19 protein-coding genes are annotated in these 21,740 nt (G+C 68.4%); 3 read left to right on the top strand and 16 right to left on the bottom strand.

The window, feature by feature from the left end:
• Positions 1 to 3 precede the first annotated feature (3 nt).
• The gene (locus ACT6S0_RS06305) at positions 4 to 567 is read right to left on the bottom strand and encodes a TetR/AcrR family transcriptional regulator (protein ID WP_444763037.1); all 564 of its coding nucleotides are present in this window, start codon (positions 565 to 567) and stop codon (positions 4 to 6) included.
• Positions 568 to 677: 110 nt separating this feature from the next.
• On the opposite strand from ACT6S0_RS06305, the gene ACT6S0_RS06310 reads away from it, so the two are divergent.
• Together ACT6S0_RS06310 and ACT6S0_RS06315 are read left to right on the top strand one after the other, a co-directional pair.
• Complete coding sequence (locus ACT6S0_RS06310) at positions 678 to 1,373, top strand: SDR family oxidoreductase (RefSeq protein WP_444763038.1); 696 nt, start codon at positions 678 to 680, stop codon at positions 1,371 to 1,373.
• A gap of 22 nt (positions 1,374 to 1,395) precedes the next feature.
• Positions 1,396 to 2,217 (top strand): alpha/beta hydrolase, encoded by an 822-nt coding sequence (locus ACT6S0_RS06315; RefSeq protein WP_444763039.1) that lies wholly within the window; start codon positions 1,396 to 1,398, stop codon positions 2,215 to 2,217.
• A 353-nt stretch (positions 2,218 to 2,570) separates the two neighbouring features.
• Here ACT6S0_RS06315 and ftsZ read toward each other — a convergent pair whose 3' ends face one another.
• From ftsZ to mraZ, 15 genes are all read right to left on the bottom strand, one after another.
• A complete protein-coding gene (gene ftsZ, locus ACT6S0_RS06320) occupies positions 2,571 to 3,806 on the bottom strand; it encodes a cell division protein FtsZ (RefSeq protein ID WP_444763040.1) in 1,236 nt (411 codons plus the stop codon).
• A gap of 105 nt (positions 3,807 to 3,911) precedes the next feature.
• Complete coding sequence (gene ftsA / locus ACT6S0_RS06325) at positions 3,912 to 5,141, bottom strand: cell division protein FtsA (RefSeq protein ID WP_444763041.1); 1,230 nt, start codon at positions 5,139 to 5,141, stop codon at positions 3,912 to 3,914.
• 7 nt (positions 5,142 to 5,148) lie between these two features.
• Positions 5,149 to 5,973, bottom strand: a complete 825-nt coding sequence (locus tag ACT6S0_RS06330) for a cell division protein FtsQ/DivIB (protein WP_444763042.1) — start codon at positions 5,971 to 5,973, stop codon at positions 5,149 to 5,151.
• Between the two features lie 8 nt (positions 5,974 to 5,981).
• Positions 5,982 to 6,953 carry a D-alanine--D-alanine ligase gene (locus ACT6S0_RS06335; protein ID WP_444763043.1) on the bottom strand — a complete coding sequence of 324 codons (972 nt, stop codon included), beginning with the start codon at positions 6,951 to 6,953 and terminating at the stop codon, positions 5,982 to 5,984.
• Positions 6,950 to 8,341 (bottom strand): UDP-N-acetylmuramate--L-alanine ligase, encoded by a 1,392-nt coding sequence (gene murC / locus ACT6S0_RS06340; RefSeq protein WP_444763044.1) that lies wholly within the window; start codon positions 8,339 to 8,341, stop codon positions 6,950 to 6,952. Before murC ends, ACT6S0_RS06335 begins: the two co-directional genes overlap by 4 nt.
• A complete protein-coding gene (murG, locus tag ACT6S0_RS06345; RefSeq protein ID WP_444763045.1) occupies positions 8,338 to 9,411 on the bottom strand; it encodes an undecaprenyldiphospho-muramoylpentapeptide beta-N-acetylglucosaminyltransferase in 1,074 nt (357 codons plus the stop codon). The genes murC and murG overlap by 4 nt, the downstream gene beginning before the upstream one ends.
• Before the next feature lie 106 nt (positions 9,412 to 9,517).
• Positions 9,518 to 10,765: a putative lipid II flippase FtsW gene (gene ftsW / locus ACT6S0_RS06350; RefSeq protein WP_444763054.1), complete on the bottom strand. Its 1,248-nt coding sequence runs from the start codon at positions 10,763 to 10,765 to the stop codon at positions 9,518 to 9,520.
• A gap of 5 nt (positions 10,766 to 10,770) precedes the next feature.
• Positions 10,771 to 12,450, bottom strand: a complete 1,680-nt coding sequence (gene murD / locus ACT6S0_RS06355) for a UDP-N-acetylmuramoyl-L-alanine--D-glutamate ligase (RefSeq protein ID WP_444763046.1) — start codon at positions 12,448 to 12,450, stop codon at positions 10,771 to 10,773.
• Between the two features lie 4 nt (positions 12,451 to 12,454).
• Positions 12,455 to 13,633: a phospho-N-acetylmuramoyl-pentapeptide-transferase gene (gene mraY, locus ACT6S0_RS06360; protein WP_444763047.1), complete on the bottom strand. Its 1,179-nt coding sequence runs from the start codon at positions 13,631 to 13,633 to the stop codon at positions 12,455 to 12,457.
• Positions 13,623 to 15,014, bottom strand: a complete 1,392-nt coding sequence (locus ACT6S0_RS06365; RefSeq protein ID WP_444763048.1) for a UDP-N-acetylmuramoyl-tripeptide--D-alanyl-D-alanine ligase — start codon at positions 15,012 to 15,014, stop codon at positions 13,623 to 13,625. The genes mraY and ACT6S0_RS06365 overlap by 11 nt, the downstream gene beginning before the upstream one ends.
• Positions 15,011 to 16,489, bottom strand: a complete 1,479-nt coding sequence (locus ACT6S0_RS06370; protein WP_444763049.1) for a UDP-N-acetylmuramoyl-L-alanyl-D-glutamate--2,6-diaminopimelate ligase — start codon at positions 16,487 to 16,489, stop codon at positions 15,011 to 15,013. The genes ACT6S0_RS06365 and ACT6S0_RS06370 overlap by 4 nt, the downstream gene beginning before the upstream one ends.
• Complete coding sequence (locus ACT6S0_RS06375) at positions 16,489 to 18,270, bottom strand: peptidoglycan D,D-transpeptidase FtsI family protein (RefSeq protein ID WP_444763050.1); 1,782 nt, start codon at positions 18,268 to 18,270, stop codon at positions 16,489 to 16,491. Before ACT6S0_RS06375 ends, ACT6S0_RS06370 begins: the two co-directional genes overlap by 1 nt.
• Positions 18,267 to 18,530, bottom strand: coding sequence for a cell division protein FtsL (gene ftsL, locus ACT6S0_RS06380; RefSeq protein WP_444763051.1), 264 nt, complete (start codon positions 18,528 to 18,530; stop codon positions 18,267 to 18,269). Before ftsL ends, ACT6S0_RS06375 begins: the two co-directional genes overlap by 4 nt.
• 8 nt (positions 18,531 to 18,538) lie before the next feature.
• Positions 18,539 to 19,492: a 16S rRNA (cytosine(1402)-N(4))-methyltransferase RsmH gene (gene rsmH, locus ACT6S0_RS06385; RefSeq protein WP_444763052.1), complete on the bottom strand. Its 954-nt coding sequence runs from the start codon at positions 19,490 to 19,492 to the stop codon at positions 18,539 to 18,541.
• Complete coding sequence (gene mraZ, locus ACT6S0_RS06390; RefSeq protein WP_444763055.1) at positions 19,492 to 19,923, bottom strand: division/cell wall cluster transcriptional repressor MraZ; 432 nt, start codon at positions 19,921 to 19,923, stop codon at positions 19,492 to 19,494. Before mraZ ends, rsmH begins: the two co-directional genes overlap by 1 nt.
• A 425-nt stretch (positions 19,924 to 20,348) precedes the next feature.
• Here mraZ and ACT6S0_RS06395 point away from each other — a divergent pair.
• Positions 20,349 to 21,740: methyl-accepting chemotaxis protein (locus ACT6S0_RS06395; protein WP_444763053.1), on the top strand; the 1,392-nt coding region annotated here is incomplete at its 3' end.

The raw sequence follows: 21,740 nt of genomic DNA on the forward strand, positions 1-21,740 counted from the left end.
CGTTCAGCCGGCGGCCACGGGCAGGCTCTTGCGCGCCGCCTCGCGCAGCTGCCGCGACAGCGCCACATCGCCCACCGCACGCGACAGCAGCAGCGCGCCAACCAGCGTCGACAGCATCGCCAGCGCCTGGCTGCGGCGTTCGGCGGCATCGCCGCCGGGCATCTGTGAGGCCAGCGTCGCCGCCATGCTCTCGACGCCTTCCGCGAAGACCTGCTGCACCGCCGGCCCGCCGCGCGCCGCATCGCCGGCAAGCGCCACCAGGCCGCAACCGGCGCCGATGTGGTCGCGATGCGCGTCCGACAGATAGGCCTTGACCCAGGCCGACAGGTTGCGCTCGGCCTGCTGCTGCCACTGCGCCCGGTTGGTCGCCAGCGCGCGCTGACTGGCCTGGGCGGCGAGGTCCTCCTTGGACTCGAAATGGCCATAGAAGCCGCCGCGCGTCAGGCCGGCGGCCTGCATCAGGTCGTTCAGACCGATGCCGTCAAAGCCGCGCTCACGGAACAACTGGGCGGCGCTGTCGAGGATGCGTTCGCGGTTCTCTTCGGCCTGGGCGCGGCTGACCTTCATGGCGGTCTCCTGGGGTTTCTGGCAGATGGGCTTGACGGAGTTTATATGTTGAACGACATTTAACTCAATCATGTCAGTCGACATGAATACACGGATGTGAAGGAAACACCATGCAGCTCAAGAACGCCGTCGTCTTCGTCACCGGTGCCAATCGCGGCCTCGGCCGCGCCTTTGCCCAGGCCGCGCTCGCCGCGGGTGCCGCCAAGGTCTATGCCGCCGCGCGCGACCCCGACAGCATCGACCTGCCCGGCGTCGTGCCGGTGGCACTCGACGTGACCGACGCGGCCCAGGTCGCCGCGGCCGCCGCACGGTGCACGGATGTCACGCTGCTGATCAACAACGCCGGCGTCTCCCAGGGCGCGGGCGTGCTCGCCGCCGACGCGATCGCCACGGCACGCCGGCACTTCGAGACCAACGTCTTCGGCGTCTGGGCGCTCACCCAGGCCTTTGCGCCGACGCTGCAGGCCAACGGCGGTGGCGCGGTGCTGAACGTGCTGTCGGTGCTGAGCTGGTTGACGCTGCCCGGCCTGACGCCCTACAGCGCCAGCAAGTCTGCGGCCTGGGCGCTGAGCAACGGCCTGCGCAACGAGTTGAAAGCCCAGGGCACGCAGGTGACCAGCCTGCACGTCGGCTACATGGACACCGACATGACCCGCGGCCTGGACGCGCCCAAGTCCGCTCCCGCCGATGTCGCCCGGTTGGCGCTCGATGGCATCGAGGCCGGGGCCTTCGAAGTGCTGGCCGACGAACTCAGCCGGCACGTCAAGCAGAGCCTGGCCACGTCGGCGCCGGCCTACGCCGCCTGATCTTTCGCAACAGCAGAATGCCATGGTCGGGTCCCCTGCCCTTGCCGCCTCGCCGGCGGTCGACGTCAACGGCCGCATGGCGGCCGCACGCCATGCCTTCTCGGCGCCGGAGCGCATCGCGCTGAGCGCCAGCGAGCGCGCGCTGCTGGCCGGCGTGGCAGAGCCGCCCTTGCGCCATGAGGGCATCAAGCTGGCGCGCTGGACACTGGGTGCGGGCCCGCGCGTCGTCCTGGTGCACGGCTGGAACAGCCGCGGCGCCCACCTGCTCGGCTTCGCCCGGCCGCTGGTCGAGGCAGGCTTCTCGGTGACGCTGTTCGATCTGCCGGCTCACGGAGATTCGGGGGGGCATGCATCCAGCGTCGTGCACGCCGGCCGGGCGCTGCGGGCGCTGATGTCGGCCATCGGCGACGTCCACGCCGTCATCGGCCATTCGATGGGTTCGGCCGCAGCGCTGCTGGCCTTCGCCCACGGGCGGCAGGTCCGGCGCAGCGTGCATCTCGCCGGGCCGTCGTCGCTGACGCCCATGATCAAGGGCATCGCCAGGGCCCACGGTCTCGATCCTGTAGACGCCGCCGCGTTCGCCGGCTGGGTCGAACGATTCATCGGAACGCGCATGGCCTACGTCGACCTGGAGCGGCTGCAGCACGGCCTGCGCCATCCCGGCCTGATCGTGCACGATCCCGAGGACCGCACCGTGCCTTTCGCGGCGTCGCAGGCGTTGCACGCCGCTTGGGACGGCTCGCTGCTCGACACGGCCGCCGGCCTGGGCCACCGTCGCCTGCTCGCGGATGCCGACGTCATCGCGCGCAGCGTCGCCTTCGTCGCCGCCGGGCGGCCGCGATGAGCGCCGTTCCCCGCCCCTGGCTGCTGACGCTGGCCACCTTGTCCACCAAACATCCGCGCGGTTCGTTGCGCCGGTGCTGGCGGGGCTCGCACTGGCGCGCGGCCCTGTCGCCCTGCTCGGCGATGCGCGCTTCATGCGCCCGCGCCTCCCGACAAAACAAGAGCTCTTTGTGCGTTGGCTGAGAGCGCTTCAACGCGGCGATCCGACCATGCGTTCTGTGAGAGTCACTTGCAGGCGACTACAGCAAACCGCACTTCAGACTCTGTCACGTAGAGGCATCACTACCTGACGCGCAAAGAGCCAAGCAAAAAAGGGCGAGCCGTCTGGCCCGCCCTTCTCTATGGAGACCGTGCTCAGTCCGCTTGCTTGCGCAGGAAGGCCGGGATCTCGATCTCGTCCATGCCGTTGGACGACAGCGCCTCCACCTTGGCAGCGGCGCTGCCGGACCGGCCATGGCGCCAGACGCTCGGCACATTGGCGTTGGCAAAGTCACCCAGGCCCAGGCCGACATTGGCCTGCTGCGCGTTCGGCGTAGCCATAGAAACGGCCTGGGTCAACACGGGCATGCCGTCGGTGCCATTGCGCACCACCGGCTGGGTCTGGATGACCTGCAGCGGCGCCTGCTGGCGGGCCCGGCCGGCGGTCAGGCCGGTGGCGATGACGGTCACGCGCAGCTGGTCACCCAGGCTCTCGTCATAGGCCGTGCCATAGATGATGTGGGCTTCTTCCGAGGCGTAACGCTTGATCGCGTTCATCGCGTTGCGTGATTCGCTCAGCTTGAAGTTGGCGCGGCTCGCGGCAATCAGCACCAGCACGCCACGTGCGCCGGACAGGTCGATGCCCTCCAGCAGCGGGCAGGCCACGGCGGCCTCGGCGGCCTTGGTGGCGCGGTCCGGGCCGCCGGCTTGCGCCGTGCCCATCATCGCCTTGCCCGGTTCGCTCATCACGGTCTTGACGTCTTCGAAGTCGACGTTGACCAGCCCTGGGATGTGGATGATGTCCGAAATGCCGCCAACGGCGTTCTTCAGGACGTCATTGGCGTGCGCGAAGGCCTGATCCTGGGTGACGTCGTCGCCCAGCACGTCAAGCAGCTTGTCGTTCAACACGACGATCAGCGAGTCGACATTGGCTTCGAGTTCGGCCAGGCCGGCGTCGGCAGCCTTGGCGCGCCGGCCACCTTCAAATTCGAAGGGCTTGGTGACGACACCGACGGTCAGGATGCCCATTTCCTTGGCGACGCGCGCAATCACCGGCGCAGCGCCCGTGCCGGTGCCTCCGCCCATGCCGGCAGTGATGAACAACATATTGGCGCCGGCAATCGATTCACGAATGCGAGATTCGGCTTCCTCGGCGGCCGAACGGCCCATTTCGGGTTTGGCACCTGCGCCAAGGCCCGACGTGCCGAGTTGCAGCAATTGGTCGGCCTTGGAGCGGTTGAGCGCCTGCGCATCGGTATTGGCGCAGATGAATTCCACCCCTTGAACGCCCTGGGCGATCATGTGATCCACGGCGTTACCGCCGCCACCACCGACCCCGATCACCTTGATTTGGGTGCCTTGGTCAAACTCTTCGATCATCTCGATGGGCATATAAACCTCCTAACTGGTGCAATTGTGCCGTGGCACTGAATGAATGACTAGTTGCTGAAACAACTTTTTCGTGGCAAGTCGAGGCCGACCGTGGTTTTTAGGGGGTCAAAAATTCCCCATGAACCAGTCCTTGATACGGCCGAGCAGGGTTTGCACGGAGCCCGCCTGCTGCGCCGCCTTGAAACCCCGGCTGCGCGACAGCCTGGCTTCTTCGAGCAAACCCATGACGGTGGCCGATCGCGGGTTGGCCACCATGTCCGACAACGCGCCGGAATAGGTTGGCAGACCGCGCCGGACGGGTTTCAGGAAAATGTCTTCCGCGAGTTCGACCATGCCGGGCATCACCGCCGATCCGCCGGTCAGCACAATTCCGGAGGACAGCAATTCCTCATATCCGCTGTCGCGAATGACCTGGTGGACCAGGGAAAAGATTTCCTCGACGCGCGGCTCGATGACGCCGGCCAGCGCCTGCTTGGACAACATCCGCGGGCTGCGGTCTCCCAGGCCGGGCACTTCCACCTGGTCGGACGGGTCGGCCAGCAGCTGCTTGGCCACGCCGTACTCGACCTTGATTTCCTCGGCGTCCTTGGTCGGCGTGCGCAGGGCCATCGCGATATCGCTGGTGATCAGGTCGCCGGCGATCGGAATGACGGCGGTATGCCGGATGGAGCCGCCGGTGAATATCGCCACATCCGTCGTGCCGGCACCGATATCCACCAGGGCCACGCCCAGGTCGCGCTCGTCGGCGGTCAGCGCCGCATGGCTGGAGGCGCTCGGGTTCAAAACCAGCTGGTCCACCTCCAAGCCGCAGCGGCGCACACATTTGACGATGTTTTCGGCGGCACTTTGGGCACCGGTCACGATATGGACCTTGACCTCCAACCGGCCCCCGCTCATGCCGATGGGCTCTTTCACCTCGTGGCCGTCGATGACAAATTCCTGCGGCTCGACCAGCAGCAGGCGCTGGTCGTTGGGGATATTGATGGCCTTTGCGGTTTCAACGACCCGCGTCACGTCGACCGGCGTGACCTCCTTGTCCCGCACGATGACCATGCCGGTGGAGTTCTGGCCACGGATATGGCTACCCGTGATCCCCGTGTAAACCCGGGATATTTTGCAGTCGGCCATCATTTCGGCCTCTTTCAAGGCCTGCTGGATGGACTGCACGGTCGCGTCGATATTGACGACCACGCCGCGCTTGAGGCCGTTGGAGGGCGCGACGCCGAGCCCGGCGATGCGCAAATCCCCGCCCGGCAAAACCTCGGCGACGACTGCCATGATCTTGGCGGTCCCAATATCCAGCCCGACGACCAAATCCTTGTATTCCTTGGCCATATCGTCCTCAGCGTTTCTTATTTACGGGTTTACCCGGCATTTCTGTCGTCACGCCGCGCAGCCTGACCGCGTAGCCGTCGGCATGGCGCAGGTCGGCCGACAGCAGCGGGCTGCCGTAGGTCGCGCTGACCTGCGGGATGGATTGGGCAAAGCGGCCAAAGCGTTCGACGACATCGGCCTGGCTGCCGCGGCCGAGTTCGACGACGGCGCCGTTGCCGAAGGTGGCGCGCCAGGAGCCGCGGCCCGACAGATCCAGACGCTCGATGCTTTCACCCAGCCGCTGGGCGGCCGGCGACAGGGCGCCCCACATCCGCAGCATGCTGTCGGCGGCATGCGAAGGGCCGGCCAGCACGGGCAAGGTCTCGTCCTCGACATCGCCGAGGTTGGCGTGGAAGACCTCGCCGAAGCTGTTGACCAGCGCCCGCTCGGCTGCGGCCTCGGTGGCCGAGTCGGCCCCGTCGGCACGCGCCTCCCAATAGGCGGCGGCGCGGTGCTCTTCGAGCGTGACCTTGAGCCGCATCGGCCAGACGCGTGTGAGTTGCGCATGCCTCACCCAGGGCACGGCCTCGAAGGCGGCGCGACCTTCTGCCAGGTTCATGCTGAGGAAGGAGCCTTGCAGACGCGAGAGTGCGTTGGCACGCAGCGATGCAACGCTGTTGCGGCTGACGTCGCCTTCGACCTGCACGGCACGAAGGTTGAACACCTGCAGGCCCACCACCCAGCGAAGGGCCGCCCAGGCCGCCGTTGCCAGCAGGGCCGCCACGAGCAGGGCCGACACCGCATTCATCAGGCGGACGTCGGACGGCAGCGCGGCGGCGGCGGCGGAGTTCATCCAGTCAATCACGCGCGGTCGAGCCGCGCCTGGGCGAGCAGCCACAGGCACAGGTGCGGATAGTCGATGCCCACGGCCTGCGCGGCCTTGGGGACGAGGGAGTGCGAGGTCATGCCCGGGCTGGTGTTCATCTCCAGCAGGAAGGGCTTCATGTCGGCCTTGCGCAGCATCAGGTCGGCGCGGCCCCAGCCGCGGCAGCCGAGCAGGCGGTAGGCGTGCAGCACGAGTTGCTGGATCTCGGCTTCGAGCGCTGCGGGCAAGGTGCCGAACAGGTATTTCGTGTCATTGGAGACGTACTTGTTCTCGTAGCTGTAGTCGCCGCCCTCGGCGCGGATCTCGACCACCGGCAGCGCGACGGCGCCGGCGCCCTGGCCCAGCACGGCACTGGTGACCTCGGGGCCTTCGATGCATTGCTCAAACAACAGCTCGTCATCGAAGCCGAGCGCCAGCTCGACGGCGCCCTGCATGTCCGAGTAGCCGGCGGCCTTGGTGATGCCGATGCTGCTGCCCTCATGCGGCGGCTTGACGACGACGGGCAGACCAAGTTCGTCGGGAATCGTGCGGATGCGCTCACGCGTCAGCTCAGTGCGGGACAGGGCCAGGTATTGCGGCGTCGGCAAGGCCTCGTTGGCCCACAGCCGCTTGGTCATGGTCTTGTCCATCGCGACGCCGGAGGCCGTCACGCCGGAGCCCGTGTAGGGGATGCCCAGCCATTCGAGGGCGCCCTGGATCGTGCCGTCCTCGCCGCCGCGGCCATGCAGCGCGATGAAGGCGCGCGTGAAGCCCTCGTCCTTGAGCGCCTGCAGCGGTCGCTCGGCGGGGTCGAAGCCGTGGGCGTCCACGCCGATGGACTGCAGCGCCGCGAGCACGCCATGGCCGCTCATCAGCGACACCGGCCGCTCGGCGCTGTGGCCGCCCAGCAGCACGGCGACGCGGCCGAGGCTTTTCGCATCGATGTTCAGGTTGATCGGCGGGTTCATGCCGAAGCTCCTTCAGGGAAATGCGCCGCCACCCGCCCCGGCAGCGAACTCATCGAGCCCGCGCCCATGCCGATGACGACATCGCCGGCGCGCGTCAGCGCCGCCAGCGCGGCCGGCATGTCGGCCACGCCGGGCACGAAATGCGGCGTGCCGACGGCCTCGGCGAGCGCCGCGCCGGTGGCGCCCTCGATGGGCGCCTCGCCCGCCGAATACACCTCGGTCAGCAGCACGACATCGGCGCCGCGCATCACGCGCACGAAATCGGCGAAGCAGTCCCGCGTGCGCGTGTAGCGGTGTGGCTGGAAGGCCAGCACGAGGCGGCGGCCCGGGTAGGCGCCGCGCGCGGCGGCGAGCACGGCGGCCATCTCCACCGGATGGTGGCCGTAGTCGTCGATCAACGCGAAGCGCCCGCCATCTGCGGCCGGCCATTCACCGTGCTTCTCGAAGCGGCGACCCACGCCGGAGAAGTTGGCCAGCGCCTTCAGGATGTCGGCGTCCGCGCAGCCCAGCTCGGTGGCGATGGCGATGGCCGCGAGGGCGTTGCGCACGTTGTGCTCGCCGGCCAGGTTCAGCAGCACCTCGATGTCTTCGCAAGCCTCGCGCTGACAGGTGAAGCGCATCTGCGCATCGGCCAGCGCCTGTACGTCGACCGCGCGCACGCTGACGCCGGCCGACAGGCCGTAGCTGACGACAGGGCGCTCGATGCGTCCGATCACCGCCTGCACGCCGGGGTCGTCCGCGCAGACCACCGCCGCGCCGTAGAAGGGCATGCGGTGCAGGAACTCGACGAAGGCCTCGTGCAACTTCTCGACCGAATGGCCGTAGGTGTCCATGTGGTCCTCGTCGATATTGGTGACGACGGCCAGCACGGGGCTGAGCTTGAGGAAGGAGGCGTCGCTCTCGTCGGCCTCGACGACGATGAACTCGCCCTGCCCGAGGCGCGAATTGGCGCCGGCGGCATTGAGTTTGCCGCCGATGACGAAGGTCGGGTCCAGGCCGGCCTCGACGAGGATGGCCGTGACCAGCGACGTCGTCGTCGTCTTGCCGTGCGTGCCGGCGATGGCGATGCCGCGGCGCAGCCGCATCAACTCGGCCAGCATGATGGCGCGAGGCACGACCGGGATCTGCCGGCCGCGCGCGGCCTGCACCTCGGGGTTCTCAGCGGCGACGGCGGTGCTGGTCACCAGGGCCTGCGCGTCGCCGATGTTGGGCGCCGCGTGGCCGATCTCGACGCGCAGGCCCAAGGCCCGCAGGCGCTCGGTCGTCGCGCTCTCGACGGCGTCCGAGCCTGTGACGCTGAAGCCGAGGTTGTGCAGGATCTCGGCGATGCCGCTCATGCCGGCGCCGCCGATGCCGACGAAGTGCAGTCTCTGTACGGCGTGCTTCACTTGAGCATTCCTTCGATCTCGTCGGCCACCCGCGCGGCGGCACGGGGCCGCGCCAGCGCGCGGGACTTCTCGGCCATGGCCAGCAGCGCGCTGCGGTCCAGACGGCTCAGCAGCTCGTGCAGACTGGCCGGCGTCAGCTCGGTCTGCGGCAGATGGATGGCCGCGCCGTGCTGGGCCATGAAGACGGCGTTGTCGCGCTGGTGCGAAGTTGTGCTGACGACCAGCGGCACCAGCACCGCGGCGCAGCCGGCCGCGCAAAGCTCGCTGACGGTGATGGCGCCGGCGCGGCAGACGACGACATCCGCCCAGGCCAGCGCCGCGGCCATGTCATCGATGAAGGGGCGCACTTCGGCCGTCAGGCCCGCATCGGTGTAGGCCTGCCAGACGGCGCCGAGATGGTCCTGCCCCGATTGGTGCAGGACCTGCGGGCGTTGCTCCTCGGGCCACAGCGCCAGCACCGCAGGCAAAGCCTCGTTGATCGCACGCGCGCCCAGCGAGCCGCCCAGTACCAGCAGACGCAGCGGACCGATGCGGTCAGCAAAGCGCTCGGACGGCAGCGGCAGCGCCTCGATCTCGGCGCGCACCGGATTGCCGCTGACGATGGCGCCGCGCGTCGAAGCCGCAGCCGCACCGTCGAAGCCGAAGGCGATGCGGCGCGCAAACGGCTTGAGCGCGGCGTTGCTCTTGAGCATCGCCGCGTCGGCGTTGACCAGCATCAGCGGGCGCCCGGTCAGTGCCGCGGTCAGGCCGGCCGGCACGCAGACATAGCCGCCCATGCCGAGCACGGCCGTCGCATGGCGCTGCTCGTAGACGCGCCGCGACTGGCCCAGCGACTTGAAGAAACCGACGATGCCGCGCAGCGTGTGCTTGAGTCCCTTGCCACGCAGGCCGGCGAAGGGCAGCGCGTCCAGTTCGATGCCGCGCGCCGGCACGAGGCGGTTCTCCATGCCGTGCGGCGTGCCTATCCACGACACGGTCCAGCCGCGGCGCTGCATTTCTTCAGCTACGGCGAGCCCGGGGATGACATGGCCGCCGGTGCCTGCGGCCATGACGACGAGGTGGCGGGTCATGCCACCGTCACCTCAAAGTAAATGCAACCACAGAGGCACGCAGACACCGAGGAACTCCTGGCTTTCCTCCGTGCCTCTGTGCCTCTGTGGTCGCTTTTCGTATTGCTCACGCGCGGCCCCCTCGCATGAGTTGCCTGTTTTCCAAGTCGATCCGCAGCACCACCGCCAGCGCCACGCAGTTCATCAGGATGGCCGAGCCGCCGAAGCTCATCAGCGGCAGCGTCAGCCCCTTGGTCGGCAGCGCGCCCAGGTTGACGCCCATGTTGATGAAGGCCTGGCCGCCCATCCAGATGCCGATGCCCTGCGCGTACAAGCCCGCGAACACGCGGTCCAGCGCGATGGCCTGGCGACCGATCAGGAAGCAACGGCGCGTCAGCCAGAAGAAGGCCAGGATGATGATCGCCACGCCGGCAAAGCCCAGCTCCTCGCCGATGACGGCCAGCAGGAAGTCGGTGTGGGCCTCGGGCAGGTAGTGCAGCTTCTCGACGCTGGACCCCAGGCCCTGGCCGAACCACTCGCCGCGACCGAAGGCGATCAGGCTGTGCGTCAGCTGGTAGGCCTTGCCCTGGGCGTACTTCTCGTCCCAGGGATTGAGGTAGGCAAAGATGCGTTCGCGGCGGAACTCGCTGAAGCTGATCATCAGCACGAAGGCGCCCACCAGCACCAGCGTGATGAGCAGGAACATGCGGCCGTTGACGCCGCCCAGGAACAGGATGCCCATCGCGATCGTCGCGATGACCATGAAGGCGCCCATGTCGGGCTCGGCCAGCAGCAGCAGGCCGACGAAGGCCAGCGAGATGGCCATGGGCGTGACGGCGCGGAAGAAGTTCTCCCGCGCGTCCATCTTGCGCATCATGTAGTTGGCCGCGTACAGCGCGATGCCGAACTTGGCCAGCTCCGAGGGCTGGAAGTTCATGACGCCCAGCGGGATCCAGCGCCGTGCGCCGTAGACGACCTTGCCGACGCCCGGGATCAGCACGATCACCAGCAGCACCAGCGAGATGACGAAGACCCAGGGCGCATAGCGCTCCCACAGCGCGACCGGGATCTGCACGGTGATGAGGCCGGCCGTCAGCGCAAAGCCGATGGCCACCATGTGGCGGGTCAGGAAATGCGTCGGCAGGTATTTGGCGAAGCGCGGGTTGTCGGGCAGCGCGATGGAGGCCGAATAGACCATCAGCAGGCCCACGGCCATCAGCGCGAGCACGACCCAGACCATCGTGATGTCGAAGCCCTGCAGCTGCGTGGGGCGACCGGCCGAGGTGGACACCCAGTCGCGCACCGGCACGCTGGCGTCCTCGGCGCCGTCGCGCTTCCACAGGGACTGCAGCCTGGCGGAGACGCCGCTCAGCATCGCGTTCACAACGTCACTCCGCGCTCATCGGCGAGTTGCTGCACGGCCGCGACGAAGACCTCGGCGCGGTGGGCGTAGTTCCTGAACATGTCCAGGCTGGCGCAGGCGGGGGACAACAGCACGCTGTCGCCGGATTGCGCTTGCGCCAGGCACCAGGCCGTTGCGGCTTGCAGCGTCTCGTGGCGCTGCAGCGGCACGCCGGTGCCGGCGAGTGCCGCTTCGATCTGCGGCCCGTCGCGACCGATCAGCGCCACGGCGCGGGCATGGCGGCCGACACCCGGCGCCAGCGGCGCGAAGTCCTGGCCCTTGCCATCGCCACCGAGGATGAGCACCAGCTTGGCCGGCGCGCGATCGGCGCCCAGGCCCGTGATCGCAGCGACGGTGGCACCGACATTGGTGCCCTTGCTGTCGTCGTAGAACTCGACGCCGTCGATGCTGCCGACCGCTTCGACGCGATGCGGTTCGCCGCGGTACTCGCGCAGGCCGTGCAGCATGGGCGCCAGTTCGCAGCCGGCGGTGGTTGCGAGCGCGAGCGCCGCCAGCGCATTCGCGGCGTTGTGGCGGCCGCGCACCCGCAGCGCGTCGGCCGGCATCAGGCGCTGGATGATGAGCGGCTCTGCCTCGTCGCCTCGTCTGCGCTTGATCGTCGGGTCCAGCTCCAGGGCGCGCACCAGCCAGGTCAGGCCGCCCTCGTCGACCAGGCCGAAGTCGCCGGCCGAGCGCGGCGGGTTCAGGCCGAAGCGCACGACCCGGCGCGACATGGTGCGGCCGGGCTTGCCGCGGCTGCCTTTGACGAACACCGGCGCCGGCACCAGGGCTTCGACATCGGCGTCATCGCGGTTGACCACCAGCACCGACTCGCGGCCGAAGACGCGCGCCTTGGCCCGGCCGTAGGCAGCCATGTCGCCATGCCAGTCGAGGTGGTCCTGCGTCAGGTTCAGCACGGCGCCGGCGGTGGGTTCGAAGCCCTGCACGCCGTCGAGCTGGAAGCTGGACAGCTCCAGCACCCAGACCTCGGGCAGGGTCTCGAACACCGGGCCGCGTGGGGGCGGGGGCTCGATGGGCAAGGGCGTGTCTTCGTCGGGAAGCACCGCCTGCGTTTCCACGACTTCCTCGACAGGTGCGTCTTCGATCTCGGCCGCAATCACTTGGCCCGGTGTTTGGACCGGCACCGGCTCGGGCTCCTTGTCCAGCGCCTCGCTCAGCGTGTCCAGCAGCGTCGGGCCGATGTTGCCGGCAATGGTCATGCGCTTGCCGGCGCGCTCGACGAGCAGCCCGGTCATGCAGGTCGTCGTCGTCTTGCCGTTGGTGCCGGTGATGGCGAGCACGGCGGGCGCATAGCCGTGTTGGGCCTTCAACGCCGCCAGCGCATCGGCGAACAGATCCAGTTCACCCCGCACCGCCGGGCCGTGGGCATAGACCGCTGCCAGGCGCTCGTCCAGTGGCGACAGGCCGGGGCTCTTGAGCACCGCGTTGAAGCCCGCCGCGATCTCTGCCGTCAACTCACCGCGGCTGAAGACCGCCGCATCACCCAGCGCGGCCAACTGCGGCGGCTGCTCGCGCGAATCCCACACCGTGACCTGCGCGCCGAAGCGCGCACACCAGCGGGCCATCGCGAGACCGGAGTCTCCGAGGCCCAGCACGAGCACGCGCTGTTGGGCGAATTGCGGCAGGTCCAGCTTCATGTGTCTACCGCAGCTTCAGGCTCGCAAGACCCACCAGGCACAGCAGCATCGTGATGATCCAGAAGCGGATCACGACCTGAGTCTCGTTCCAGCCGCTTTTCTCGAAGTGGTGGTGCAGCGGTGCCATCTTGAAGATGCGCCGGCCGGTGCCGAACTTCTTCTTCGTGAACTTGAACCAGCTGACCTGGATCATCACGCTCAGCACTTCGGCCACGAAGATGCCGCCCATGATGCCGAGCACGATCTCCTGGCGCGTGATGACGGCCAGCGTTCCCAGGCCCCCGCCCAAGGCGAGCGCGCCGACGTCGCCCATGAAGACCTGGGCCGGATGGGCGTTGAACCACAGGAAGGCCAGGCCTGCGCCGGCCATCGCCGCGCAGAAGATCAGCAACTCGCCGGCGCCCGGGATATAGGGCAGCAGCAGGTACTTGGAGAACACCGACGAGCCGGTCAGGTAGGCGAACAGGCCCAGCGCCGAGCCGACCAGCACGACCGGCATGATGGCCAGCCCGTCCAGGCCATCGGTGAAGTTCACCGCGTTGCTGGTGCCGACGATGACGAAGTAGGCCAGCGCCACGAAGCCCCACACGCCCAGCGGCATGCTGATGGTCTTGAAGAACGGGATGAGCAGGTCGGCCGACGGCGGCAGCGGCGTCGAGAAGCCGCTGGACACCCAGCGGAAGAACAACTGCACGACGCCGAGAAAGCTCGTCTCCGACACGCTGAACGCAAGATAGAGCGCCGCGACCAGACCGATCAGCGACTGCCAGAAGAACTTCTCGCGGCTGCGCATGCCCTCGGGGTTCTTGTCGACCACCTTGCGCCAGTCGTCCACCCAGCCGATGGCACCGAAGCCCATCGTGACCAGCATGACGACCCAGACGAAGCGGTTGCTCCAGTCGAACCACAGCAGCGTCGACACGCCGATGCCGATCAGGATCAGCACGCCGCCCATCGTCGGCGTGCCACTCTTGGCCAGGTGCTGCTGCACGCCGTAGGCGCGGATCGGCTGGCCGATCTTCATCGCCGTCAGGCTGCGGATGACCCAGGGGCCGAACGCCAGGCCGATCAACAGCGCCGTCATCGCCGCCATCACCGCACGGAAGGTGATGTACTGGAAGACACGCAGAAAGCCGAGGTCGGGATAGAGCCCCTGCAGCCACTGGGCCAGGCTAAGCAGCATGCGGGTCTCCGTTGGGGGTGTTGTTCTTCTGCAGTGCGGCGACCACTTGTTCCATCTTCATGAAGCGCGAGCCCTTGACCAGGGTCTGGGCCGCGTCGGGTTGTTCTGCAAGGGCGGCAATCAGCGCGGCCGTGTCGTCGAAGGCGCGGGCGCGCGGGCCGTAGGCCGCAGCGGCGTCGCGCGCGGCGGCGCCGGCCGTCCAGAGGTGGGCGATACCCCGCTCGCCCGCATAGGCGCCGACCTCGCGATGGAAGGCCGGGCCGTCGTTACCGACCTCGCCCATGTCGCCCAACACCAGCCAGCCCGCACCGGGCATGCCGGCCAGCACGTCGATGGCGGCGCGCACGCTGTCGGGGTTGGCGTTGTAGCTGTCGTCGATCAGCGTGCGGCCGCGTGCGTCGGTCTTCAGCTCCGAGCGCCCCTTGACGGCGCGGAAGGCTTCCAGCCCCTGGCCGATGGCGGACAGCGGTGCCCCGGCGGCAAGCGCGCAGGCGGCCGCCGCCAGCGCATTGCGCACGGTGTGCTCGCCGGCCATGTGCAGGGCGACCGGCACGCTGCCGGCCGGCGTGTGGACCTCGACCGCCCAGTGCGCGCCGATCCAGATGGCCTCGCCGGTGACGTCCGCCTCGCCGCGCAAGGCAAAGCTCAGGTGCGGGCGCGATCCAGCCAGCTCCAGCCAGATCGGCGCGCAGGCGTCCTCGGCCGGGAAGACGGCGCAGCCGGTCGGGCCCAGGGCCTCGATGACGACGCCGTTCTCGCGGGCGACGGCCTCGACCGTGGCCATGAACTCCAGGTGCTCGCGCTGGGCGTTGTTGACCAGGGCCACGGTCGGCTGCGTCATCGCCGCCAGCGGCGCGATCTCGCCAGGGTGGTTCATACCCAGCTCGACGACGGCGGCACGGTGGCTGACCTCGTCGTCATGGCGCAGGCGCAGCAGCGTCAGCGGCACGCCGATGTCGTTGTTGTAGTTGCCTTCGGTCGCCAGGGCCGCGTCGCCCACCCAGGCGCGCAGGATGCTGGCGATCATCTGCGTCGTCGTCGTCTTGCCGTTGCTGCCGGTGACGGCAATGACCGGCAACTGCTGCTGGCGGCGCCAGGCGGCGGCGAGCTGGCCGAGGGCGGCCTTGGCATCGGGCACCAGCAGGCCCGGCAGCGCGCCGAGGTTGCGCTCGGCCAAGGCCGCCACGGCCCCCGCGGCCTGGGCCTGGGGCAGGAAGTCGTGGGCATCGAAGCGCTCCCCGCGCAGCGCGACGAACAGGTCGCCGGTGCGCAGCGTGCGGGTGTCACTGTGCACGCGGGCGAAGGCCGTCGCGCCCTCGCCGACCAAGGTCGATCCTGGCAGCAGCGCCTGCGCCTGGGCGAGCGTCAGGAAACCACTCACAGCTCCACCCTTTCCAGCAGCGCCGCGCGCGCCTCAGCCACATCGGAGAAGCGCCGCCGCACGCCGTTCACTTCCTGGTAGTCCTCATGGCCCTTGCCGGCGATCAGCACGATGTCGCGCGAGCCGGCCTGCGTGATGGCAAAGCGGATGGCTTCCTCACGCGCTTCCAGCACGATGGCCTCGGGCGCCGCGACGGCGATATCGGCCAGGATCTGGGTGGGCGCCTCGGTGCGCGGGTTGTCGCTGGTCAGCAGGACGCGGGCGGCCTGGCGCGCGGCGATGGCGCCCATCTGCGGCCGCTTGCCGCGGTCGCGATCGCCACCGCAGCCAAAGACGCAGACCAGCTCGCCGCCGCGTGCCTGGGCCAGGCCTTGCAGGGCGGACAGCGCCTTGTCGAGCGCGTCCGGCGTGTGGGCGTAGTCGACCACGACCTGGGGCAGCTCGCGGCCATTGCCGACGCGCTGCATGCGGCCCGGCACCGGCGTCACCCGGCCCAGCACGCGGGCGACGCTGGCCAGCGCGACGCCCTGTGCGCGCAGCGCACCGGCGACGCCGAGCAGGTTGGCCGCGTTGTAGTCGCCGATCAGGCTGGTCTGCACGGGCAGGGACTCGCCCCCCTTGGCGTCCTGCTCGTGCAGCGCAAAGGCCAGGCCTTCGCCGGTGTAGTGCAGGTCCCGGGCCGACAGGCGCGCATCGCTGCGGCCGACGCCGGTGGTCCAGACATCCAGCGACGCCAGCTCGGCCGCGAGCTCCGCACCCTTGGGATCGTCGAGATTGACGACCGCCGCGCGCAGGCCGGGGAAGCTGAACAGTGCCCGCTTGGCCGCCCAGTAGGCGTCCATCGTGCGGTGATAGTCGAGATGATCCTGCGTGAAGTTGGTGAACACCGCCACACGCACGGCGCTGCCGGCCAGGCGGCCCTCGACGATGCCGATGCTCGAGGCCTCGATCGCACAGGCGGCAAAGGCGTCGTCGCGCATGCGCGCAAACGCCGCCTGCAGCAGCACGGGGTCGGGCGTCGTCAGGCCGTTGTACTCGAGCTTGGGCGGCTCGCCGATCCCCAGCGTGCCGACGACACCGCAGCGTTTTCCCAACTGCGCCATCGCCTGCGCGATCCACCAGGCCGACGAAGTCTTGCCGTTGGTGCCGGTGACGGCGATGACGTCCAGCGTGTCGGTGGGCTTGCCGAAGAAGGCAGCGGCGATCTCCCCGGTGCGGGCCTTCAGGCCGGGCAGCGAGGCGACGCGGGCGTCGACAAAGCCGAAGCGCTCCACATCGGCATCCTCGACCAGGCAGGTGGCCGCGCCAGCGGCGAGTGCGGCTGCAACGAACTCACGGCCATCGCGTGCATAGCCAGGCCAGGCGATGAAGGCGTCACCCGGCTGGACCTGGCGACTGTCGGTGCGCAGCGTGCCGGTGCACCACTCGGCGAGCCAGCGCGCCGCTGCGTCGGGGGACTTCAAACGAGTCAGCATCAAAAGCTTTCTTCCACGGGCACCGCCTTCTGGTTGGCGACGATCTGGCTCCTCACGTCCAGATCGGGCGCTACGCCGAGCAAGCGCAGCGTCTGCGCGGTCACCTCGCTGAACACCGGGCCGGCCACGGCGCCGCCGTAATAGGCACCGGCCGTGGGCTCGTCGACCATGACCGCGACAACGATGCGTGGTTTGTTGATCGGCGCCACGCCGACGAACCAGGAGCGGTACTTGTTGGTGTAGCCCCGGCCTTCTTGCTTGCGCGCCGTGCCGCTCTTGCCGCCGACGCTGTAGCCCGGCACCTGGGCCAGCCGCGCCGTGCCGGCGGGGCCGGCGGCGTCCTGCAGCATGCTGCGCACGTCGCGCGCGACCTGGGGGCTGAAGACGCGGATGCCGGCCACCGGCTCGTCATGCGGTTGGCGCAGCATGCTGACCGGGATGATCTCGCCGTCGCGCGCAAACACCGTGTAGGCCCGCGCCAGCTGGAACAGCGAGGCCGACAGGCCGTAGCCATAGCTCATCGTCGCCTGCTCGATGGGCCGCCAGGTCTTGTGGGGCCGCAGCTTGCCCGAGACCGCGCCGGGGAAACTGATCTGCGGCCGCTGGCCCAGGCCGATGGCCGTGAACATCTCGTGCATCTCGCGCGCCGGCATCTGCATGGCCAGCTTGGTCGTGCCGATGTTGCTCGACATCTGGATGACCTCGTGCACGGTGATCGTCCCGTGCGGCTTGGTGTCGGTGATGACCGCGCCCTGAAAGGGATAGCGGCCGTTGCCGGTGTCCACCAGGGTCTGCGGCTTGGCGCGGCCGCTCTCCAGCGCCAGGCCGGCGATGAAGGGCTTCATCGTCGAGCCGGGCTCGAAGACATCGGTCAGCGCGCGGTTGCGCAGCTGCTCGCCGGACAGGTGCTTGCGATTGCCAGGGTCGTAGCTCGGGAAGTTGGCCAGGGCCAGCACCTCGCCGCTCTGCGCGTCCAGCACGACGACCGAGCCGGCCTTGGCCTTGTTGGCGGCCACCGCGTCGCGGATGCGCTGGTAGGCGAAGAACTGCACCTTGGAGTCGACCGACAGATCGATGTCGTGCCCATTGGCGGCCGGCACGATGTCGCCGATGTCCTCGACGACGCGGCCCAGGCGGTCACGCACGACGGAGCGCGAGCCGTCGCGGCCCTGCAGCTCCTTCTGGAAGGCCAGCTCGATGCCTTCCTGACCGCGGTCCTCGACATTGGTGAAGCCGACGACATGGGCTGCCGCCTCGCCTTCGGGATATTTGCGGCGGTACTCGCGGTCCTGGAAGATGCCCTTGAGACCAAGGGCCTTCACCTGGGCGGCGGTCTCGTCATCGGCCAGGCGCTTGAGCCAGACGAAGCGCGTCTCGGGGTTGAGCTTGGCTTCGAGCTCGCTGCGCTTGATGCCCAGCACCTTGGCCAGGGCCTGGCGCTTCTCCGGGTCGGCATCGACTTCCTTCGGGATGGCCCAGATCGACGGCACCGCCACGCTGGCGGCCAGTACCTGGCCGCTGCGGTCGTTGATGCGGCCGCGGCTGGCTGGCAGTTCCAGCGTGTGGGCGTAGCGAGCCTCGCCCTGCTTCTGGAAGAACTCGGTGTGCAGGATCTGCACATAGACGGCGCGGCCCAGCAGGCCGGCGAAGGCCAGGCCGACGAGGGCAACCAGGAAGCGCGAACGCCACGGCGGCGTCTTGGACGCCAGCAGCGGGCTGGTGGAGTAGGTGACGCCCCGGCCCGAGCCCAGGGCGCGTGCGCCGGACTTCGGTTTGGTCACTGCGCCACCCCCGACGCCACGACAGCCGGCGAGATCAGCCGCATGCCCAGGCGCTCGCGCGCCACCTGCTCGACGCGCAGGTTGGTGGCTTGCGCATGACGCTCGGCCTTCAGGCGCTCGGCGTCCGCCGCCAGCCGCTGGCCCTCGGCCTTGGTGCGCTCGCGCTCGGCAAACAGACGACGCGACTCGTAAGCGTTGTGCACGAGCACGAGGCCGGTCGCCAGCACCGCCAGGATGAGCAGCAGATTGAGCTTGGCCACAGCGGCGATCAGGTCTTGAGCGGAGCGTCGGTGCGCTCGGCGATGCGCAGCACGGCCGAGCGCGCTCGCGGGTTGGCGGCCACTTCGGCGTCGCTGGGTTTGATGCGGCCCAGCGCGTTCAGGATCAACGGCGCCGGCTCGGCAAAGGGCGCGCGGCGGTCGAACACGGCCTTGCTGTGCTCGGCGATGAACTGCTTGACGCGGCGGTCTTCCAGCGAATGGAAGCTGATGACGGACAACCGCCCACCGGCCCCGAGGAGGCGCAGCGCGGCCCTCAGCCCTTGCTCAAGTTCCTCAAGCTCGCCATTGACATGAATCCGAAGGGCTTGAAAGGTACGCGTGGCCGGGTCTTGGCCGGGCTCGCGGGTCTTGACCGTGCGAGCCACGAGTTCGCGCAGCTCGTCGGTGCGCGTGAGCGGCGTGCCGGCTTCCCGGCGAGCAACAACCGCCTTTGCAATCTGTGAAGCAAACCGTTCTTCGCCATAGTCCTTGATCACCCGTGCAATGTCGCGCTCCTCGGCGCGCGCGAGGAAGTCCGCCGCGCTGATGCCGCGGGTCGTATCCATGCGCATGTCCAGCGGGCCGCTGAAGCGAAAGCTGAAGCCGCGCTCCGGGTTGTCGATCTGCGGGCTGGAGACGCCCAGGTCCAGCAGCACGCCATCCACCTGATGAACACCCATGCCCGCCAGTTGCTCGGCCATGTCGGCAAAGGCGCTGTGGCAGATGGAAAAGCGCGGGTCTTGAATGGCGGCCGCCGCGGCAACCGCCTCGGGGTCGCGGTCGATACCGATCAGCCGGCCCTGCGGCGCCAGCCTGGCCAGCAGTGCGCGCGAATGGCCGCCGCGGCCGAAGGTGCCGTCCACGTAGACGCCGTCCGGGCGCGAAAGCACACCGTCGACCGCCTCGTTCAGCAGCACGGTGGTGTGGCGGAACTCGGCGCTCTCGTTCACGTCGGCGCCCATCAGAAGCTGAAGTCCTTGAGCGCATCGGGCAGCGGCCCGGCCATCACCTCGGCCTCATGGGCGGCATGGGTCTGCGCATCCCACAGCTCGAAGTGGCTGCCCATGCCCAGCAGCATCACGTCGCTCGTGAGGCCGGCGCTCTTGCGCAGTTCGGGCGAGATCAGTACGCGCGATGCCGAGTCGATGTCGACGTCCATCGCATTACCGAGGAAAACACGCTTCCAGCCGGCCGCAGACATCGGCAATGCGGCCACCTTGTCCCGAAACGCCTCCCAGGTCGGGCGGGGAAACAGCATCAGACACCCGTCCGGATGCTTGGTGACGGTCAGGCGCCCCTGGCAGATCAGCTGCAGCACCTCACGATGCCGGCTGGGCACACTCAGGCGACCCTTGGCGTCTAACGCCAAGTTGGAGGCCCCCTGAAAGACGATTTCCGACACTTTTCACCACCATACGACACTTCTTCCCACTTTAAGTGCCGCACCCCACCCGGTCAAGGTTGCGCACAAGTTTTTTCAATGAAATCAATCACTTAGCGACAACTGGCATTATATACAGTTGTAGAAAAAATAGCGTTCAAAAATAAGGACTTGCCACTGCATTGAAAAGCTCCGCTTGAAGTGACGCGGCTGGCCAACCACCGCGTTGGCATGCATGAACGTGCAGTTGGCGCCAGAGGGGGATACCGGAACCGCCGGATTGAAGCGAGGGTTTTGCCGCACATATCACGGCGAGTCTTTGTAGCGGCGCGCTCATACCGCATGGGGGGCGGTGATTTCTGCTGAAATTTCAGGCTGTTACGGCCGCTCGGTCCGACGAGCCAGGCGGTGTTTCACCAATCGATCAAGGCGCTCCCATGAACTTCCTGTCCCACATGCGCATCGGGGCTCGCCTCGCCGCGGGTTTCGCGGTCGTCATCGCCTGCCTGATGGCCATGGCCGGCCTGGGCTACTACGGCATCCAGACACTGAACCACGAGGTCAGCCAACTGATCAGCAGCGACTACAAGGCCGTGGCGCTGGCCAACAAGGCCAAGGCTGAACTGGGCGACGCCTCGCGCAGCATGATGACGACGCTGATCATGACCGGCGAGGAGCAGATCAAGAAGGAGCTGGACACTGTCGCTGCGCTGATGGCGGCTCACGAGAAGACCATGGCCGAGCTGGAGCCGCTGCTGCGCGACGAGGCCAGCCTGGAGCAGCTCAAGGTCGTCAAGGAGGCCCGTGCCAAGTTCATGCCAGCGCAAGCCTCGTTCGTGAAGACCGTCGCCTCGGGCGACACCGAAGGTGCGCCGCTGAAGTTCCAGTTCTCGGTGCGCGCCGCCCAGATCAGGTACCTGGCCGCACTCGACAAGCTGGTTGAGACCCGCAATGCCGCCATGGACGAGGCCGGCCTGAAATCCAACGGCGTGGCCGGCAAGACCAAGCTGCTGCTGGCCGGCCTGGCCGTGGCGGCCATCGTTGCCAGCGTGCTGACCGGCGTGCTGGTCACGCGCGGCATCGTCGTGCCGCTGCGCGGCGCGGTGAGCGTGGCGCGCAAGGTGGCTTCGGGCAACCTGACCAGTGAGATCGAGGTGCGCAGCCGCGACGAGACCGGCGAGCTGATGCAGGCCCTGCACGACATGAACGAGAGCCTCAAGGGCATCGTCGGCCGGGTACGCGAGGGCACGGAATCCATTGCGGCGGCGTCCAGCGAAATCGCCAGCGGCAACATGGACCTGTCGGTGCGCACCGAAGCGCAGGCGGCGTCGCTGGAACAGACGCTGTCGGCCATGAAGACGCTGACGGACGCGGTGCAGCAGAACGCGCAGAACGCCCAGCAGGCCAATCAGCTCGCCAAGGCCGCCTCCCAAGTGGCTGGCGAGGGCGGCGCGGTGGTGGCCAAGGTCGTCACGACCATGGGCAGCATCGATGCCTCATCCAAGAAGATCGTCGACATCATCAGTGTCATCGACGGCATCGCCTTCCAGACCAATATCCTGGCGCTCAACGCCGCCGTCGAGGCGGCGCGGGCCGGCGAGCAGGGCCGCGGCTTCGCGGTCGTTGCCGGCGAGGTGCGCTCGCTGGCCGGCCGCAGCGCCGATGCCGCCAAGGAGATCAAGCGCCTGATCGGCGACTCGGTCGAGAAAGTCGCCCAGGGCAGCGAGCTGGTGACGAAAGCCGGCAGCACCATGCAGGGCGTGGTGGCGAGCGTGCAACGGATGACCGACATCATGGGCGAGATCACCCACGCCAGCGCCGAGCAAAGC

It is taken from the genome of Roseateles sp., assembly GCF_052436255.1.
In the GTDB taxonomy this organism is placed as follows: domain Bacteria; phylum Pseudomonadota; class Gammaproteobacteria; order Burkholderiales; family Burkholderiaceae_C; genus Pelomonas.

What these genes read in the sequence shown, in the direction of transcription:
- ACT6S0_RS06310 (WP_444763038.1), top strand. Translation starts at nt 678, where the DNA reads ATGCAGCTCAAGAACGCCGTCGTCTTCGTCACCGGTGCCAATCGCGGC.
- ACT6S0_RS06330 (WP_444763042.1), bottom strand. Translation starts at nt 5,973, where the DNA reads ATGAACTCCGCCGCCGCCGCCGCGCTGCCGTCCGACGTCCGCCTGATG.
- ACT6S0_RS06370 (WP_444763049.1), bottom strand. Translation starts at nt 16,489, where the DNA reads ATGCTGACTCGTTTGAAGTCCCCCGACGCAGCGGCGCGCTGGCTCGCC.
- murD (WP_444763046.1), bottom strand. Translation starts at nt 12,450, where the DNA reads ATGAAGCTGGACCTGCCGCAATTCGCCCAACAGCGCGTGCTCGTGCTG.
- ACT6S0_RS06315 (WP_444763039.1), top strand. Translation starts at nt 1,396, where the DNA reads ATGGTCGGGTCCCCTGCCCTTGCCGCCTCGCCGGCGGTCGACGTCAAC.
- rsmH (WP_444763052.1), bottom strand. Translation starts at nt 19,492, where the DNA reads ATGGGCGCCGACGTGAACGAGAGCGCCGAGTTCCGCCACACCACCGTG.
- murG (WP_444763045.1), bottom strand. Translation starts at nt 9,411, where the DNA reads ATGACCCGCCACCTCGTCGTCATGGCCGCAGGCACCGGCGGCCATGTC.
- ACT6S0_RS06335 (WP_444763043.1), bottom strand. Translation starts at nt 6,953, where the DNA reads ATGAACCCGCCGATCAACCTGAACATCGATGCGAAAAGCCTCGGCCGC.
- ftsW (WP_444763054.1), bottom strand. Translation starts at nt 10,765, where the DNA reads ATGCTGAGCGGCGTCTCCGCCAGGCTGCAGTCCCTGTGGAAGCGCGAC.
- ACT6S0_RS06305 (WP_444763037.1), bottom strand. Translation starts at nt 567, where the DNA reads ATGAAGGTCAGCCGCGCCCAGGCCGAAGAGAACCGCGAACGCATCCTC.
- ftsA (WP_444763041.1), bottom strand. Translation starts at nt 5,141, where the DNA reads ATGGCCAAGGAATACAAGGATTTGGTCGTCGGGCTGGATATTGGGACC.
- ftsZ (WP_444763040.1), bottom strand. Translation starts at nt 3,806, where the DNA reads ATGCCCATCGAGATGATCGAAGAGTTTGACCAAGGCACCCAAATCAAG.
- mraY (WP_444763047.1), bottom strand. Translation starts at nt 13,633, where the DNA reads ATGCTGCTTAGCCTGGCCCAGTGGCTGCAGGGGCTCTATCCCGACCTC.